The organism is Pseudomonas syringae (genome assembly GCF_001698815.1).
In the GTDB taxonomy this organism is placed as follows: Bacteria; Pseudomonadota; Gammaproteobacteria; order Pseudomonadales; family Pseudomonadaceae; genus Aquipseudomonas; species Aquipseudomonas syringae_A.
This window is the reverse complement of sequence record NZ_LGSI01000020.1, coordinates 326,397-342,643: the sequence shown is the minus strand read 5'-3', so window position 1 is coordinate 342,643 and position 16,247 is coordinate 326,397. Positions and strand designations below refer to the sequence as shown.

Annotated in this window: 18 protein-coding genes; 14 read left to right on the top strand and 4 right to left on the bottom strand. The window is 55.8% G+C overall.

What is annotated here, in order from left to right:
- Positions 1-7: 7 nt before the first annotated feature.
- Positions 8-1,375 (top strand): MFS transporter, encoded by a 1,368-nt coding sequence (locus AFK24_RS06270; RefSeq protein ID WP_065832479.1) that lies wholly within the window; start codon positions 8-10, stop codon positions 1,373-1,375.
- A gap of 273 nt (positions 1,376-1,648) precedes the next feature.
- On the opposite strand, the gene AFK24_RS06265 is transcribed toward AFK24_RS06270, so the two are convergent.
- Both AFK24_RS06265 and AFK24_RS06260 read right to left on the bottom strand, forming a co-directional pair.
- Positions 1,649-2,443, bottom strand: coding sequence for an SDR family NAD(P)-dependent oxidoreductase (locus AFK24_RS06265; RefSeq protein WP_065832405.1), 795 nt, complete (start codon positions 2,441-2,443; stop codon positions 1,649-1,651).
- Between the two features lie 139 nt (positions 2,444-2,582).
- A complete protein-coding gene (locus tag AFK24_RS06260; RefSeq protein ID WP_065832404.1) occupies positions 2,583-3,491 on the bottom strand; it encodes a LysR family transcriptional regulator in 909 nt (302 codons plus the stop codon).
- Between the two features lie 181 nt (positions 3,492-3,672).
- On the opposite strand from AFK24_RS06260, the gene AFK24_RS06255 reads away from it, so the two are divergent.
- Positions 3,673-4,626, top strand: a complete 954-nt coding sequence (locus tag AFK24_RS06255) for an alpha/beta fold hydrolase (RefSeq protein WP_065832403.1) — start codon at positions 3,673-3,675, stop codon at positions 4,624-4,626.
- Between the two features lie 124 nt (positions 4,627-4,750).
- On the opposite strand, the gene AFK24_RS06250 is transcribed toward AFK24_RS06255, so the two are convergent.
- Positions 4,751-5,650, bottom strand: a complete 900-nt coding sequence (locus AFK24_RS06250; protein WP_065832402.1) for a LysR family transcriptional regulator — start codon at positions 5,648-5,650, stop codon at positions 4,751-4,753.
- A 110-nt stretch (positions 5,651-5,760) separates the two neighbouring features.
- On the opposite strand from AFK24_RS06250, the gene AFK24_RS06245 reads away from it, so the two are divergent.
- From AFK24_RS06245 to AFK24_RS06230, 4 genes are read left to right on the top strand one after another with little or no spacing between them, the layout of a single operon-like run.
- Complete coding sequence (locus AFK24_RS06245) at positions 5,761-6,390, top strand: NADPH-dependent F420 reductase (protein ID WP_065832478.1); 630 nt, start codon at positions 5,761-5,763, stop codon at positions 6,388-6,390.
- 30 nt (positions 6,391-6,420) lie between these two features.
- Positions 6,421-7,254, top strand: a complete 834-nt coding sequence (locus AFK24_RS06240; protein WP_065832401.1) for a DODA-type extradiol aromatic ring-opening family dioxygenase — start codon at positions 6,421-6,423, stop codon at positions 7,252-7,254.
- A gap of 4 nt (positions 7,255-7,258) precedes the next feature.
- Positions 7,259-7,930 carry an alpha/beta hydrolase gene (locus tag AFK24_RS06235; protein ID WP_065832400.1) on the top strand — a complete coding sequence of 224 codons (672 nt, stop codon included), beginning with the start codon at positions 7,259-7,261 and terminating at the stop codon, positions 7,928-7,930.
- 30 nt (positions 7,931-7,960) lie between these two features.
- On the top strand, positions 7,961-8,359 hold the full coding sequence (locus AFK24_RS06230) for a DoxX family protein (RefSeq protein WP_065832399.1): 399 nt from the start codon (positions 7,961-7,963) through the stop codon (positions 8,357-8,359).
- Positions 8,360-8,453: 94 nt separating this feature from the next.
- On the opposite strand, the gene AFK24_RS06225 is transcribed toward AFK24_RS06230, so the two are convergent.
- Positions 8,454-9,335, bottom strand: a complete 882-nt coding sequence (locus tag AFK24_RS06225; RefSeq protein ID WP_065832398.1) for a LysR family transcriptional regulator — start codon at positions 9,333-9,335, stop codon at positions 8,454-8,456.
- A gap of 153 nt (positions 9,336-9,488) precedes the next feature.
- Here AFK24_RS06225 and AFK24_RS06220 point away from each other — a divergent pair, with 153 nt between their 5' ends.
- The 8 genes from AFK24_RS06220 to gfa all read left to right on the top strand — a co-directional run bounded on the left by AFK24_RS06220 (position 9,489) and on the right by gfa (position 16,191).
- A complete protein-coding gene (locus AFK24_RS06220; RefSeq protein ID WP_065832397.1) occupies positions 9,489-10,499 on the top strand; it encodes an LLM class oxidoreductase in 1,011 nt (336 codons plus the stop codon).
- Entirely contained in the window at positions 10,499-11,299 is an 801-nt protein-coding gene (locus AFK24_RS06215; RefSeq protein WP_065832396.1) for a TIM barrel protein, read from the top strand. Before AFK24_RS06220 ends, AFK24_RS06215 begins: the two co-directional genes overlap by 1 nt.
- A 16-nt stretch (positions 11,300-11,315) precedes the next feature.
- Positions 11,316-12,122: a sugar phosphate isomerase/epimerase family protein gene (locus AFK24_RS06210; protein ID WP_065832395.1), complete on the top strand. Its 807-nt coding sequence runs from the start codon at positions 11,316-11,318 to the stop codon at positions 12,120-12,122.
- 42 nt (positions 12,123-12,164) lie between these two features.
- Positions 12,165-13,148: an LLM class flavin-dependent oxidoreductase gene (locus AFK24_RS06205; RefSeq protein WP_065832394.1), complete on the top strand. Its 984-nt coding sequence runs from the start codon at positions 12,165-12,167 to the stop codon at positions 13,146-13,148.
- A gap of 50 nt (positions 13,149-13,198) precedes the next feature.
- Complete coding sequence (locus tag AFK24_RS06200) at positions 13,199-13,546, top strand: ArsR/SmtB family transcription factor (protein WP_065832393.1); 348 nt, start codon at positions 13,199-13,201, stop codon at positions 13,544-13,546.
- A gap of 541 nt (positions 13,547-14,087) precedes the next feature.
- Positions 14,088-14,363 (top strand): formaldehyde-responsive transcriptional repressor FrmR, encoded by a 276-nt coding sequence (gene frmR / locus AFK24_RS06195; RefSeq protein ID WP_020291289.1) that lies wholly within the window; start codon positions 14,088-14,090, stop codon positions 14,361-14,363.
- Positions 14,364-14,432: 69 nt separating this feature from the next.
- Positions 14,433-15,542 (top strand): S-(hydroxymethyl)glutathione dehydrogenase/class III alcohol dehydrogenase, encoded by a 1,110-nt coding sequence (locus AFK24_RS06190; protein WP_065832392.1) that lies wholly within the window; start codon positions 14,433-14,435, stop codon positions 15,540-15,542.
- A gap of 70 nt (positions 15,543-15,612) precedes the next feature.
- Complete coding sequence (gene gfa / locus AFK24_RS06185) at positions 15,613-16,191, top strand: S-(hydroxymethyl)glutathione synthase (protein ID WP_065832391.1); 579 nt, start codon at positions 15,613-15,615, stop codon at positions 16,189-16,191.
- Positions 16,192-16,247 lie beyond the last annotated feature (56 nt).

Below are 16,247 nucleotides of genomic sequence, written 5' to 3'. Positions count from 1 at the left end.
TAAAACCATGTCAAAAACCACCTCCTTGGCTGCGATACAAATCGCGGCCTGCTTAGGATTTCTGGTAGTCCAACTCGATGTCAGCGTGGTCAACGTCGGTCTGGGTGCGCTGAAAACGGCTTTCGATACAAATCTCACCGGCTTGCAATGGGTCATTAATAGTTACGCCATGGCGTTCTCCGCGCTACTGATTCTCGGTGGTGCCTGGGGCGACAAGTTCGGCGCCAAGACCGTCTTCGCCTCCGGGTTTGCGGTTTTTACCCTCGCCTCCATCAGCTGTGGCCTGTCAAATAGCATGAGCATGCTCATTGGCATGCGAATGATTCAGGGTGTCGGAGCCGCCCTATTGGTCCCGACCTCTCTGACACTGATACGGCTGGCTTTCGAGGATCCTGATAAGCGCAGGTCCGCCGTAGCGATGTGGGGAGCCTGCGGAGGTATCGCCTTGGCTGCTGGCCCTGTCATGGGTGGCCTGTTAATCGAGTATCTAGGCTGGCGCAGCGTTTTTTTGATCAATGTACCTATCGGCATTCTGGCGATCGGACTTGTCATGCGCTACGCCCCGGCATCCCCTGGCGTTGAGCATAAAGTCGATGTGCCGGGGCAGATCAGTATTGCAGTTTGTCTAGCATCGCTGACTTACGCGCTGACCGAGTTGAGCGCCAAAGGCTGGGGCACCGAAACTGTCTCGACCATGGCAATCGCCATGGTGTGCGCAATTGCCTTTGTAGTGATCGAGCGCCGGATAAAACACCCGCTGTTGCCAGAGCGCCTGGCCAAAAACAAAATATTGGCGACCACTGCATTGGCCGGCGCGGCGATCAATCTCACGTTCTACGGAACGGTGTTTGTATTCAGCATCTACTTCCAATCATTTCTGCACTATGACGCGTTTCGAACAGGCCTCGCCTTTATACCCCTGACAGCGGTGCTGACCCTCTCCACCATGGTGTCGTCGCGTATCGCCAAACGCGTGAGTGCGCGGTGCATCATCACCACCGGTTTCTTGATTCAGGTCATAGGTTTTCTGGCGCTATCCAGAGTCACTCCAGACTCATCGCTTTGGTACTTGAACATTGCCTTGATGATTGTGGGTATTGGCAGCGCAGCGTCGGTGCCGTCGATCACCAACTCAATGTTGTCATCTGTCTCCAAGGATGATGCTGGTATGGCATCCGGCTTGATGGCATCAGCACGGCAGTTGGGGGGCGTGATTGGTGTTGCCGTGTTTGGTGCAATGATCACCAGCACAGAACCCACCGCGTTTTCTCAGGGTCTGTCCAATGCAATGATCACCTGTGCGCTGGCTCTACTGTTCTGTCTCGGCGTGAGCCATTGGGTCAACCGACCGTCCGAACTACCGGTTAGCACCTGAGTATCTCTGCGAGAAATTATCTCCAATGAACTTCATGGAGTGTAACTGCATGAATACGCGCTTAAAGGGATAAGGAAGTCAGGCGATCACGACTGATCGATTTGAGCGCTATCGCGCCAGCTACCGAAGCCCGCCTGCTGCCTGCAACCCTGCGCCATGGATCGATGGCAATTCTGCCACCGACCCCGCCGAGTCATTTCAACAGTCGGCGATAGAAGTATCAGCTGCTACAACCGTCTATCGATGATGCCAAGTGCGCATCAACCGATCAGGTCAAACAATGTCATCGACCACGCCGCCATCAACCCTGAGCGCCGCGCCCGTGGTGGCTGACGCCTGAGGCGAGCACACGTAGACGATCATGTTCGCGACTTCTTCGACGGTTGCAGCGCGCTGAATGATCGAGCTGGGGCGATGCTCCGCGATGAATGCCTTTGCGACTTCCTCGAGGGATTTGCCAGTACGCTCAACTTCGCTTTGCATCATGCCTGCAACGCCATCGGACAATGTCGGCCCGGGCAGGACACTATTGACGGTCACACCGCTACCGGCGACGCGCTTGGCCAAGCCGCGCGCCAATGCCAACTGGGCGGTTTTGGAGACGCCGTAGTGAATCATGTCCGCCGGGATATTGCGTGCCGACTCCGAGGACACAAACACTACCCTGCCCCAGTTCTGGTCAACCATTGCCGGCAACAGTGCGCGGCTCAGACGCACACCCGACATAACGTTGGTCTGCCAATAGCTGTCCCAGACGTCATCGCCAGTTTCAAAGAAATCCTGGGTGCCATAGATCCCGGCATTGTTCACCAGAATGTCGATATGCCCGGCGCCCTGCACCAGCGTTTCAACGCCATTGGGGGAGCCCAGATCTGCGGCCACGCCAGTGATGGTGGCACCCGGCACAGCGCTGGATAGTTTGGCCACCGCATCGTTGACAGAACCTTCACTGCGGCCATTGATCACCACCTCTGCGCCGGCCTCAGCGAGCCCTTTGGCAATCGCAAAACCTATTCCACCGGTTGACGCGGTGACCAGCGCACGTTTGGCATTCAACTCGATTTTCATTTTTACTCCATCACGATCGGGAGAACATAGCCCACCCTATTGGAGCTTCCACAGCATGTATAGAAGCAATCCGACACTCTAAAGCTTTAAAACCACTGGATAAATGTCGGTTCTGGGCATGCATTCAAAACAGAGTGTTTCAAAACACCTGAGGATTCACCGCATCAGGACCAAATTTAGCCACAGCGAAATCCAGAAAGCTTCGCAGTTTTGGCGTCAACCGGCGGTCCGGGGCATACAGGACATGCAAAGGACGTGAGGGAATGGGATAAGTCGGCAAGAGCGGAACCAGATCGCCCTGGAGCAGTGCCTGACGTACCAGCTCTACCGGCTGGAGCAAGACTCCCAACCCCGCCAGCGCCGCGCACAGAAGTGGCTCACCGTGATCAGCCATCAGCCGGCTGTTCACAGGAACGATCACCTTGCCTTCAGGCCCCTCGAACGTCCAATGGGTCCTTAATTCTGTGTGAGAAAAGCCAAGGCACTCGTGATCCTGAAGGTCCCACGGGGTTTTGATCGCTGGCTTATCCCGCAGATAGGAAGGCGCTGCGCACAGAACCAACTGATAAGGCGCCAAGGGACGAGCAATCAAACCGCTATCGGAAAGCTGACCCACTCTGAACACCACGTCAAAACCTTCATCGATCACGTCGACGGCACGGTTGGCCAGCGTCAATTCGACACTAATCATGGGATTGGCCTTCATGAACCCCGGCAATCGAGGTGCCAGGGACTGCATCCCGAAGCTGACCGGCGCGTTCACCCGAAGCCGCCCCGTGGGCGTTGCCTGTGTCTCAGCCGCCATGTTCTCGGCGGTTTCAACCTCTGCAAGGATGATCTTGCAGCGCTCATAAAACTCGCGACCGAAGTCGGTGACGCTTTGTCTTCTGGTCGTGCGATGCAATAACCGCACGCCCAGATGCTGTTCCAGATGGCGTACATGCTTGCCAATCAACTGCGCGGACATCTGCATCGAATCCCCGGCAGCACTGAACGAGCCCATCTCAACTGCCTTGACGAACGCAGCCATACTGCTTAACCGATCCATTAAAAATGATCCGTTTCGAATGTTGCCCCATTTTGGGTATTTATCCCGATGCAGTTCAAGCCCTATTCTGGGTCGATACCACTGATACCCGCTGGCGAAGGTCCAAATCACACTGCCTTCGAAAGACCAAGGTTGATGCCAAGACATATCCATCGCCATTTCAACTTGCAGGTGTTCCTTCTTGAATTACCCATTGAAAGATGTATCTCTCAACACAATGCTCGCGGAAGATTTTTACTTCCCTCATGAGATCATTGGGCAGCCGTTGCGCACTTCAGACTTTACTGATCTGAAGATAAGCAGCTTCACCACAAGCGATGCCATCAACCTTAGCTATTGGGAAGCAGGTACTGGACAACCGTTGATTTTCATCCCCGGCTGGTCTGCCAATGGTGCGATGTACTTTCACCTGATGCACATCTTGAGCAAGCACTACCACGTGTATGTGCTGGACGTGAGAAACCAGGGTTTTTCTGAACGTGTAGCCTTTGGTAATCGCATTTCCCGGTACGCCATGGACGTGAAGGAGTTTGCCGATCACCTGGGCGTGTCGCAGGCCAACTACTGCGGCTGGTCCATGGGCGCATCTGTGATGTGGGCCTACATTGATCTGTTCGGTACCCGAGGCATTCGTACACTGAGCATCATTGATCAGGCGCCATCGATTTATTGCCATGCCGACTGGACGGAGCAAGAGCGGCTGGAGGCTGGGGCGTTCACAACCTCGCCCGAGCGAATGATTGCATCCTATGCGCAAGGCACCGCCACCAATATGCTCGTTTCCGGTAGTCGGGTTGTCGAGCGGGCAATGGCCATGGATTCGCCCTACTTCCACAACGTCATCAGCCTCGTCCAACAAGCGGTTACAGATGACATGGCATTTACTGCACAGGTGCTTTTCGATCACGCAACCAACGACTGGCGAGACGTGATTCAATCAAAGATCAATGTGCCGACCGCGATCTTCACCGGCGAGTACAGCGACTGGCTGGAGAGCCAGCGCTGGATGAGTTCGGTCATCCAGGGCTCGGTGCTTCATGTGTACACCAAAGCCGAGCAAGGCGACCACTTCCTGGCGTTCAAGAACCCGGAGAAATTTGCTGCAGATCTGCGCAGCTTCTTGCAACTGAACTAAACCAGGGATGGATAGGCTAGCCTAGAGAATCTATGAGCCATATGGCTCCTGACACAGAGCTCCTTTTTATCCGGCTGATGACTTCATCTCCCTTTTTATCAGCCGTTTTTTTGCCAAAGGTCTATCACTGCTCCCAGACCGGATGGGCGAATCGCTCCACCAGAAAGTTGATCAGCGCCCGTACCTTCGCAGGTAAATGTTTACGGGTCGGATAGACCACGTAGATGCCCAACTCGACCGAGCGGTACTCGGGCAGTATTTCGACCAGATCGCCTCGACGCAGATCTTGCGCCACCATAAAGCTTGGCTGCAACGAAACGCCGCCACCGGCCAACGTGATGGCTCGACAGGTATCCCCGTTATTGCACCGAACCACTGAACGCGTGTGTACGCTTTCACTGCCTTGTGGCCCTTCGAAATGCCATTCATTGCCGCTGGCGAAGTTGCTGTAAGCCACCACCCCGTGCTCCGCCACATCTGACAAGGTGCGGATGGCTGCATGGCTGACCAAATACGCTGGCGATGCGCACAAGCACATCCGAGTACCGGCCAGACGTCTCCCCACCAACGAAGAATTTTCCATGCGTGCAATACGCACCGCAGCATCGATGCCTTCGTCCACCAGGTCTACCAGACGATCACTCAAGCTGATCTCCAGCTCAACCTTGGGGTAGGCGTTCATAAAGTCGGCCCAAATCGGAGCCAGGTGCAGCACGCCAAAACTGACGGGGGCGTTCACTCGAAGGATACCGCTGGCCTCAGGCGATGCAGACGACACGGCCTCCTCTGCCTCATCCATCATCGCCAACACTTCGCGGGCCTGGTGATAGAACTGACGCCCCTCATCCGTCAAGGAGAGCCGTCGAGTTGTGCGCTGCAATAACCGCGCGCCGAGTCGCTCTTCCAGCCCACTCACGTAACGCGATATTGCGGCTTTGGACATGTCGAGCGGCTCGGCTGCGCCTACAAAACTCCCTTTGTCGACAACGGTGCAAAAGACCTGCATTTCTAGCGCACGATCCATAATTGTCTCACTTAGTGGAACTATTCATCACATTCAGCCTGATTTATCCCGTCTGGGCAATCTATAAACTGAGCCTCATCGAAACGCAGCTCAACTCAAACGAGGTAGTCATGAAAATCACAGTAATTGGTACCGGCAACATGGGTTCAGCCTTTGCCAAACAGCTTTCAACCGCAGGGCACACCGTTCGCATCACCGGCCGTGACATCAGTAAGGCTAAAGCCTTGGCGGACCAGCACGCTAATGTCAGCGCCTATGTGGCATCCGAAGCTTTGGGTGACAGCGAGGTGGTCCTCGTTGCCACCGCTTATGACGATGCGATCACAGCGCTGCAAAGCATCGGTGATCTGACCGGCAAAGTAGTCATCGATATCACCAACCCGCTCAGCGCCGACTACATGTCGTTGACTGTCGGCCACGTCACCAGCGCCTCGGAAGAAATCGCCAAGGCTGTGCCAGAAGCCAACGTCGTGAAGGCGTTCAACACCCTGTTCGCTCAAGTGCTCGCTGATGGTCCGAAGTTTGCCAACAACCAGACCGGCAGCGTATTTGTCGCCAGTGACAGCGAGCGCGCCAAGCAGACAGCTATCGCACTGGCCCGCAGCCTGGGCTGGAACACTGTGGATGCCGGTGGCTTGGTCAACGCTCGCTACTTGGAGCCACTGGCCGGTTTCAACATCTACCTCGGCTACGGCGCGGGTCTGGGCACTTCGATCGCTCCGGTCTGGCTGAGCAAGTAATCAATACGTAATCACACAGGAATAGTCACCATGAACACTTTGTTTCCCCTGCTGTTTGTGTCTCATGGTGCTCCTACGTTCGCAATCGAACCCGGCCTGGCTGGCCCGAAACTGGCCGAGCTTGGTCGCGAACTGCCAAAACCTGACGCCATCGTAGTCCTCTCGCCGCACTGGATGACCCGTGGAGAAGTCAGTGTAACGGCGAGCACCGCACCTAAAACCATTCACGACTTTGGCGGTTTTCCGGACGCTTTGTATCAGTTGTCCTACCCGGCGCCGGGCGCGCCAGAGTTAGCGAGTCATATCGTTGATCTGCTGCAGACGGCGGGCTGGAAATCCCGGCTCGATCAGACCCGGGGTCTTGATCACGGCGCATGGGTACCGCTGCTGTATCTGGCGCCCGAAGCAAACATACCGGTGGTTCAGGTCTCCATGCCTGCGACGCTTGATACGCGCAGCGCGTGGCAACTTGGCGCAGCACTCAAGCCGCTGCGAGACATGAATGTGCTGATCGTGGCGTCAGGAAGCCTGACCCATAACCTGTACGAGTTCCGCGGCGCTACGAGCCACGGCGCCGACTACGTCAAACAGTTTGCAGCCTGGACCGCCAGAACCTTGCAGGCTGGAAACATTGATCAATTGCTGGATTACAAGCAATACGCACCTTCAGCGGAACGCGCACATCCGACCGATGAGCATTTCTTGCCGCTGTTCATTGCGCTCGGTGCAGCCGGAAAAAGTTACCAGACTCAGGTTCTGGACGGCGGGATTACCCATGGCGTACTGGCCATGGACAGCTACCTCTTCACCTCGATCGATAACGAACGATTCGAGTCAGTTCAACCCGTTCAAGATGTGAGATAACTTCATGCAAAACATCAGCTTTTCTGAACCAGCACGCGAGTCAGAGTCAGGTATTTTCTTCCGTAAGGCGTGTAACACCGCCAGCCCGAAAGCACGGTTGTTGCTGCTTCACGGCGTGGGATCGAACGAAACCAATCTGGCCAGCCTTGCCGCATCCCTGCCAGAAGACATCGAGATTCTGTTGCTCCGCGGCCCGCTGCAGGTTGGCCCTCAAGGATTCGCCTGGTACCAGGTCAACTTCACCAGCAATGGGCCGTCGTTCAATCAGGAGCAGGCCGAATCCAGCCGCCAGTTGTTGATCCGGTTTATTGAGGCACTTCCTCCGCTACCTACCGTGATCGCCGGCTTCAGCCAAGGCGGGATCATGAGTTCCAGCGTCGGCGTCACGCGACCTGAACTGGTGGCAGGCTTTGCGCTGCTCAGCGGGCGGATGCTGCGGGAAATCGAGCCGCGGATTGCGACACAGGCCCAGCTGAAAAGCGTCTCAGCCTTCATTGCTCACGGCCACCACGACAACGTGCTGCCTATTGACTGGGCACATGAAGCTGACGCCTGGCTCAGCCGGATTGGTGTGGAACACCAGACTCACTTTTACGACATGGCCCACGAGATTGTCCCGGAAGAACTGGCTGATTTCTCGCAATGGCTGAACCAGACCCTTTCACTTTCTAACTGATCCGCTCTAATAACCAAAGGAAGCTTCATCATGATTGATTCACGCACCGCTCCTTACGCCGCACTAGTCATGCGCCTGGCTCTGGGCATCATGTTCATCGCCCACGGTCTGACCAAAGTATTCGTCTTCACCCCGGCAGGTACTGCTGGCTTTTTCGAGTCCATTGGCTTCCCAGGCTTCCTGGCCTATCCGGTTATGGCCTTTGAAGTCATCGGCGGTTTGATGCTGGTCCTGGGCGTCTATGCTCGCTGGGTGGCTGCGATTGCTGTTGTTCAACTGTTTGTAGCCGCGACCGTGCACTTCGGCAACGGCTGGAGCTTTACCAATGCCAATGGCGGCTGGGAATATCCGATTTACCTGTCCGTGACTGCGCTGGTTGTTGCTTTGCTGGGTGACGGCGCTTTCGCTGCAAAGCCATCGAAAGCGTAATCAGTCCTGGTCGGGATAGATAAACCGCCTATCGTTTGCTCAGTCACAACGAAGCGGCGCTATCCCGACAAGCTGGCCGACCTCGGCAAGTAATCTAAGCCAGGCGAGAAGCCATGAACTCCACGAACGCCTTGATCTTCGGTAACGGCTGACGGCTGGAGGGCCAGAGAATACTGATGGTGCGATGGTCGTGAACATGGCGCTCTAGAACAGGCGTTAATCGTCCCTCGGCAACGGCGTTCTCTACAAAAAAATCTGGAAGGCAGGCAATGCCCAGACCCGCCTCGGCCATCGCCATCAAGGACTCAATGGCGTTGGCTGTCGCCGACGTCGGGACGTCAACAGTGACTGCGGCGCCTTTAACCACAAGCGGCCAAGGATCCAGTTTGCCACTGGTGGGGTATCGATAACGCAGGCAGGAATGCCTGGAAAGGTCAGACGGTCGGCCAGGAACGCCTCGATCCAAAAGGTATGCCGGGGACGCTACCAACCGATGACTGTAACCATTGAGCCTGCGCCGGGTGAGTCGCGAATCCTCGGCCTCACCGATACGCACGACAGCATCAAACCCTTCCTCAATCACATTGACCAGCCTGTCGCTGAACTCAAGCTCGAGTTCAATCTCAGGGTAAGCCTGCTGAAAAGCGATCAAGTGGGCCATCAGGCTCATGCCCAATTGCGGCAGGCCGACTCTTAATTTCCCTTGCGGTTTGCCTGCGGCCTGAGTGAGCTCGCGCTTGGCGACCTCGAACTCAGCAAAAATCCGATTGCAGCGTTCCAGGAACAGACCGCCCTCGGCGGTCAGCGTGATGGCCCGAGTCGAACGATGAAACAGCCTTACACCGAGGTCTTGCTCCAATCGCGCGACGGCCTTGCCCACTGCAGAGGACGACACGCCGGTTCTGCGACCCGCCTCGGTAAAGCTGCGTGTTTGTGCGGCCTGAACGAATGCGCTAAGCGCGCCAAAGTGATCCATGTCCGACCTCTCATGTAAGCGTTTTATTCCGAAATGATCGGAATTCTATCCTGTTTTTCTTTCCAGGCATCCCACTTATAGTCATTGCCATAGCGAATTAACGCCGTTGAATCTGGATGCGCCGTTGCATCCATTTATACGAGACACTTTACAATGACATTCACACGTCCCCCCGACAGACTAAACCCAGAACTTGAGCAACACCCCGGATATTCACGCGTCTTTCAGCCTGGCCAGTTGACCTTTGGCTTCATTGCTCCATTGGAGAGCTACCCAAACAGCCCAAGCCCAACCATGGCCGAACATGCCGCGTTGGCGCGCAAGGTTGACGACGCCGGATTTGCAGCGATTTGGTTACGTGATGTTCCTTTCTACGATCCAAACTTCGGCGACGTCGGGCAGATCCTCGACCCAATGGTCTACGCCAGCTATCTCGCGGCCGTTACCAAGCGGATTACGATTGGTACTGCAGGTATTGTTCTTCCATTGCGCGACCCACTGATCGTTGCCAAACAGGCAGCAAGCGTTGATCAGCTATTGGGAGGTCGCTTCATACTGGGACTGGCAACTGGGGATCGACCCGTTGAGTACCCTGCATTCGGCATTGATTTCGAGAGCCGCGCCGAGCGTTTTCGTGATGCATTGGCCCTCATTCGCGCTACGACCGAACAGCATTGGCCGAAGCACTCATCGCAATTCTATGGCCAATTGGGAGGGTTTATTGACCTGATACCCAAGCCCGTCGGCCCTCGAATTCCGACCATAGTGATTGGCCAATCGGGTCAGTCGCTCGAATGGATAGCCGAACACTCCGACGGCATATTGTCTTACCTGTCAAACCCCGCACTCGTACCACAAACCATCGATCGTTGGCGGACCGCCTGCGGGGCAAACGGCTACAAGCCCTACGGCTACGGCACCTTATTCGACCTGGATCGTGATCCGAATTGTCCCGTGCAACCGGGACGTGTGTTGCGCGCAGGTCGCAACGCACTGATCGAACTCTGGAAGCGCCAGCGGGATCAGGGCGTCAGCCATGTTGCTCTGCACTTCAAGCCTCAACGGCGGGATGCGGCAGAAGTCATCGATGAGCTGGGCGAATACCTCCTGCCTGTGTTTCCAAGTCTGCCGTTACCGACCCCACCGAAAGCGGAGATGCATTGATGAAACGGCCTCTACACCATATGGATTTCATTTTTCAGACCGCATTGGGCACCTATCCGCTGTCGGCTCAGTGCGAGATGTTGGCTGAGCTCGACTACCAGGGCCTTACCATGTCGGCGTGGAGCGAAGATCTGAAATCGATCCCCCTCATCAAGCCCCAATGGGGACTGGATGTAGGCGCCGTCTACCTGATCTATCGTCCAGGTCTGGAATCTTTCGTGACTAACGTCTTTGAATCCATCGAGGGCTGTTCGACCATTGAATTGGCCCTGCACTCGGGTGAAGAAGTCACCGATAGGGACAGGAGGATGCTCGAGCACTTGCTGCCCATCTGCGAACGCCGCGGACTGGACATCGCCCTGTACCCACACGCGCGGTACGGCATGCAAACCACCTCCGAGGCAGTCGCGCTGTGTGAAGAATTCAAGCACCCGCGCCTGAGCATCGTCTTCAATGGTTATCACTGGTACGCCAATCAAGAGAAGGCGCTGGAGCAAAGACTCGACGCGGTGTGGCCATGGCTCAATCAGGTGAATATCGCCGGCTGCAGACGCTCGCCGCTGGGATGGGGCGGCCTGGCAACCATCGAGCCTTTGGACGAGGGTGAAATGGATAATTTCGTGCTGCTCGGTGCGCTGGAGCGTCGTGGTTTTGATGGGCGTGTCGGCGTTCTGGGCTGGGAAAGCATGGGCGGTGATGTGTATGGCAACCTGCGCCGATCGATGACGGCATTTCGCTCCATGGAGCAACGGTTAGCCGCCCACCCCGAATGGGCAGTCTTGAACACTTTGCCCTACTAGGGTCCGGAGACGATTGATGGCTCATCCAATCCACGCGCTTGACTCGTTCTTCTACTCATCGATGGGGGTTTACGAGTTCCAGACACAATGCGAAATGCTGGCAGAACTGGGTTATGACGGAATCACCGTTTCTGCCTGGGGAGGCACGCCGCTGACCGATCTGACCTTGCTGCCCAGTGTGAAAGACAACTACGGCCTGAAAGTTGACGCGCTTTATCTGGTGCTGCATGAAGGCCGCAATGACGCTGTACTGCGGCGCATCGTGGACACCGTCGAGGGCGTAGAGCTCATCGAGCTGGCAGTACAAACATCGGTCAATGGCAGTGACGCGATCCTGCGCTTTATCGAATCGATATTGCCCATTGCCGAGCGCCGCGGATTGCGCATTGCGCTCTATCCGCACCTACACCACGTAACCCAGACCACCACACAGGTTGTGCAAATCTGCGAGCACTTTAACCACCCCCGGCTGGGCGCATCGTTCAATGGCTACCACTGGTACGCCAGCCAGGAAGGTGAACTTGAAAAATGCCTGCAGGCGATGAAGCCTTGGCTCATGCAAGTGGTGACCTCCGGCAGCGCACTTTCACAACTGGGCTGGGGTGGTGTCGCCACCATGGAACCCGTGGATCGGGGTGAAATGGATAACTTCGCGTTGATCGCAGCGCTGGACCGTATTGGCTATGCCGGCAGTATTGGCATGCTCGGCTGGGATTACGGTGGAGATATCTATCTGAAGCTACAGCGCTGCCTGACAACGCTTAGAGATATTGACCGACGCCTGGAGTCCCATCCGGACTGGGCCGCATTCCCTTTGAAATAGTGGGCCCGCCCTTCCCCTTCACCCTGCAAACAGGAGCACCCAATGACGGCGCTTTCAGTCCTTGACCTCATGATGATCGGCGACGGCAAGACCTTCGCCCACACACTCGACGAAGCCGCCACATTGGCACGGCACGTAGAAAACCATGGCTATAAACGCTACTGGGTCGCAGAGCACCACGACCTGCCGGGTATCGCCTCCTCGGCAACAACGTTGCTCATCCAGCACCTCGCCGCTACCACAAGCACTTTGCGTGTGGGCTCGGGCGGCATCATGTTGCCCAATCACTCGATACTGAGCGTGGCAGAGCAATTTGGCACCCTGGACACTCTGTTCCCGGGTCGCATCGATCTGGGTGTCGGCAGAGCGCCCGGGTCTGCCGGCCCTGCTATCCGCGCGCTACGGGGCGATGCATCCGAACGCAATTTCGAACAAGACATCCAGCAACTGGCTGACTACCTTGCCGACGAGGGTCGCCAGCCTGTCCGAGCGATCCCGGGCAATCACAGTCTTCCGATCTGGCTGCTGGGCTCCAGCCCGAACAGCGCAGACCTGGCAGCCAGATTAGGGCTGCCTTACGCGTTCGCCTCACACTTCGCGCCACGCTTTCTAATGGATGCAATTGATCACTACCGCGCGACATTCCAGCCCTCTGCGGTACTGAAGAAGCCTTATGTCATCGCCGGTGCCAATGTCTTCGCAGCAGCAACCCGCTCCGAGGCCGAGTACCACGCCAGTTCTCATCGACAATGGGTAAGCAAGTTGTACGCAGGTAAGCCTGGCCCCCTCCCAAAACCCGTCGAAGGCTATATGGAGCGGCTTTCCGATTTTGAACGACACAACCTGGCACAGGCCATGGTGTGTACTGCGGTCGGAGACAAAAATGATGTGGGTAGCTGGCTGCGGCAGTTCATAGCGACGACACAGGCAGACGAAGTGATCATCGATGCGAGGATTTACGACGCTGAAGCGCGTTGTCAGTCCTACCAGATTGCAGCTGAATCGATCGCTGACATGCTCAACTGAACCGGTCGAGCTTTTCCCGGAATGCGAGCTTCACCCCTCGAGAACGTCCCATGGCACTCAATACAGATCAAAACTCGACACAGACCCAGAAATTCGATACGTCCATAAGAGCCATTGCCCACCCCCTCAGACGCCAGATTTTGGTATGGCTGAAGGATCCTCAACTGTATTTTCCGGAGCAAGCGTACGGTCAGGATTTCGGCGTGTGCTTTGGGCAGGTAACCCTTAGATGCAGTCTTTCTCAATCGACGGTATCAGTGCACATGGACTCACTCAAAAGAGCCGGACTGATCGATCTGAACAAACAGGGAAATGTTCATTTCTACAAGCGGAATGAAAACGCGATCCAACGCTTCAAAGAACTGCTCACCTCGCATTTACAAGGTGAGGGTTTTTGAGGGGCCATCGCCCTCCTGCATCAACGCTGGAAAAGGTGTCCATCCGCATTTAACAGCTTGTTCAGCCTCTTGAAAAAATCGACCACACTTCGATTGCAAACAAAACGATGGGAGTCTCCAAACCTGGAGGCTGTTTTTGGTTCGGACATTCAGGGCTAAGCTCGTGGGTAATTGATATCGCGCCCTGGATCGCTCCTGATATGAAGTTGCATCCTTATGCCGAGCCTTATCGGATCCGCGACTGCTCCCATCGTTTGCCCAGAACCATCCAGCCACTCTTAGGCTTCATCGTCGATGTTGATTTGCGGTGGTCTACAGAGTTTGTAGCCCGCCTGAACAATGCCTATCAGGCGAACAGCTCTTTGAGCGTGTCAATTCCAACCACGAAAACCGAGCCGCTGAAAGCCCATGCGACAGTGAGACGCAGATACCTCTGTATACTCCCCACCAGTATGCGCATATACTCCCCATCAGTACCTACAGATACCCCCTCCCAGTACCTGTGTACAATGCGATCCATGTACACACCTGGAGAACATAGATGCCACATTCACCTGCTGAGAAAAAACGCGTACTGGGAAGGGTTCGGCGCGTCAGGGGGCAACTTGATGCCCTTGAGGCGGCGCTTGAAAAGGGTTCTGAATGCGGCCCGGTCCTGCAACAGATTGCCGCCATACGCGGGGCTGTGAACGGACTGATGGCAGGCGTGCTGGAAAGCCATCTCAGAGAAGAGTTTACGAATCTGGTAGAAACGACCGAGGCGCAGCGCTCGTCGATCGATGAAGTGGTTTCATTGGTGCGCACGTACCTCAAATAGGCCCTACACCTAACATCGGCGTGGCTGCTTGCCTTGGTCAAATGAGCATCATCACTTGGAGAAAGTCATATGAAATCTCGTGCTGCAGTTGCATTCGAACCTGGCAAGCCACTCCAGATCGTCGAAATCGACGTTGAGCCGCCACGCAAGGGTGAAGTGCTGATCAGGATCACCGATACCGGCGTATGCCATACCGATGCCTTCACCCTTTCAGGTGATGATCCGGAAGGTCTGTTCCCGGTGGTACTGGGCCACGAAGGCGCCGGTATAGTTGTGGAAGTAGGCGAAGGTGTGACCAGCGTGAAAGTTGGCGACCACGTCATTCCGCTGTACACCGCCGAGTGCGGCGAATGTCTGTTCTGTAAATCCGGTAAAACCAACCTGTGCACAGCAGTCCGCGCTACCCAAGGCAAAGGCGTCATGCCTGATGGGACCTCACGTTTCTCCTATAACGGCCAGCCGCTGTACCACTACATGGGTTGCTCGACGTTCAGTGAATACACGGTTGTGGCTGAGGTTTCTGTCGCGAAGATCAACCCAGATGCCAACCCTGAGCACGTCTGCCTGCTCGGCTGCGGTGTGACAACCGGTATTGGCGCGGTGCACAACACGGCCAAAGTCCAGCCTGGTGACACTGTGGCCATCTTTGGCCTGGGCGGCATCGGATTGGCTGCAGTTCAAGGCGCGCGCCAGGCTAAAGCAGGACGGATCATTGTGATCGACACCAACCCTGCCAAATTTGAACTGGCCCGCTCGTTTGGCGCTACAGACTGTGTGAATCCAAAAGATCACGATCAGCCGATCCAGCAGGTGATCATCGAGATGACTGGCTGGGGTGTTGATCACTCCTTCGAATGTATCGGTAACGTGCATGTGATGCGCGCAGCACTCGAATGTGCACACCGCGGTTGGGGCCAATCGATCATCATCGGTGTCGCCGGTGCCGGTCAGGAAATTTCAACCCGCCCCTTCCAGTTGGTCACCGGCCGCACCTGGAAAGGCTCGGCGTTTGGCGGCGTAAAAGGTCGTAGCCAACTGCCGAAGATGGTTGAAGACTCGATGAAAGGCGAAATTGAGCTGGCACCTTTTGTCACCCATACCATGGGCCTGGAGCGCATCAATGAGGCGTTTGACTTGATGCACGAAGGCACGTCCATCCGCACCGTCATCAAATACTGATGTATTCCCCTGTTCTGGGGCACTTGCCTCAGAACTCATTCCAAATCACCCATAGATCTGGAGATACAACGTGAGCGAAGTAAAACTTCATCCTGCGCTGGATAACGGCATTAAACCGGCAACTGCCGATTTCGCGGGCGGCACGCTGCTGTGCCTGTGCTCAACCGACAAGGTTGAGGTCAAAATCGACGCCCAAACCCTGCATAACCACGCCTGTGGCTGCAGCAAATGCTGGAAACCAGCGGGCGCCAAATTTGCCGTCATCGCTGTAGTTCCACGCGACAAAGTCAGCGTCACCGCCAACGCGGCGAAACTGGCCATTATTGATGAAAGCGCAACCATCCAGCGTCATGCCTGCAAAGACTGTGGCGCGCATTTGTACGGCCGCATCGAGAACCAAAACCATGCTTTCCATGGTCTGGACTTCGTGCATACCGAACTGTCCCCTCAGACCGGCTGGGCTGCACCTGGCTTCGCCGCGTTCGTATCATCGGTCATTGAAACGGGCACCCCGCCAGCTGAAATGGACGGTATCCGCGCCCGTTTCAACGCAATTGGCTTGCCACCTTACGATTGCCTTTCCCCTGCACTCATGGATGCTTTGGCAACACATACAGCGAAGCAAAACGGCGTTCTTCAGCCAAGCTGAATTAATCCCAGGCTAATCAACACTGCTTTCAATCAATAGTACTGAGTACTGTTGGC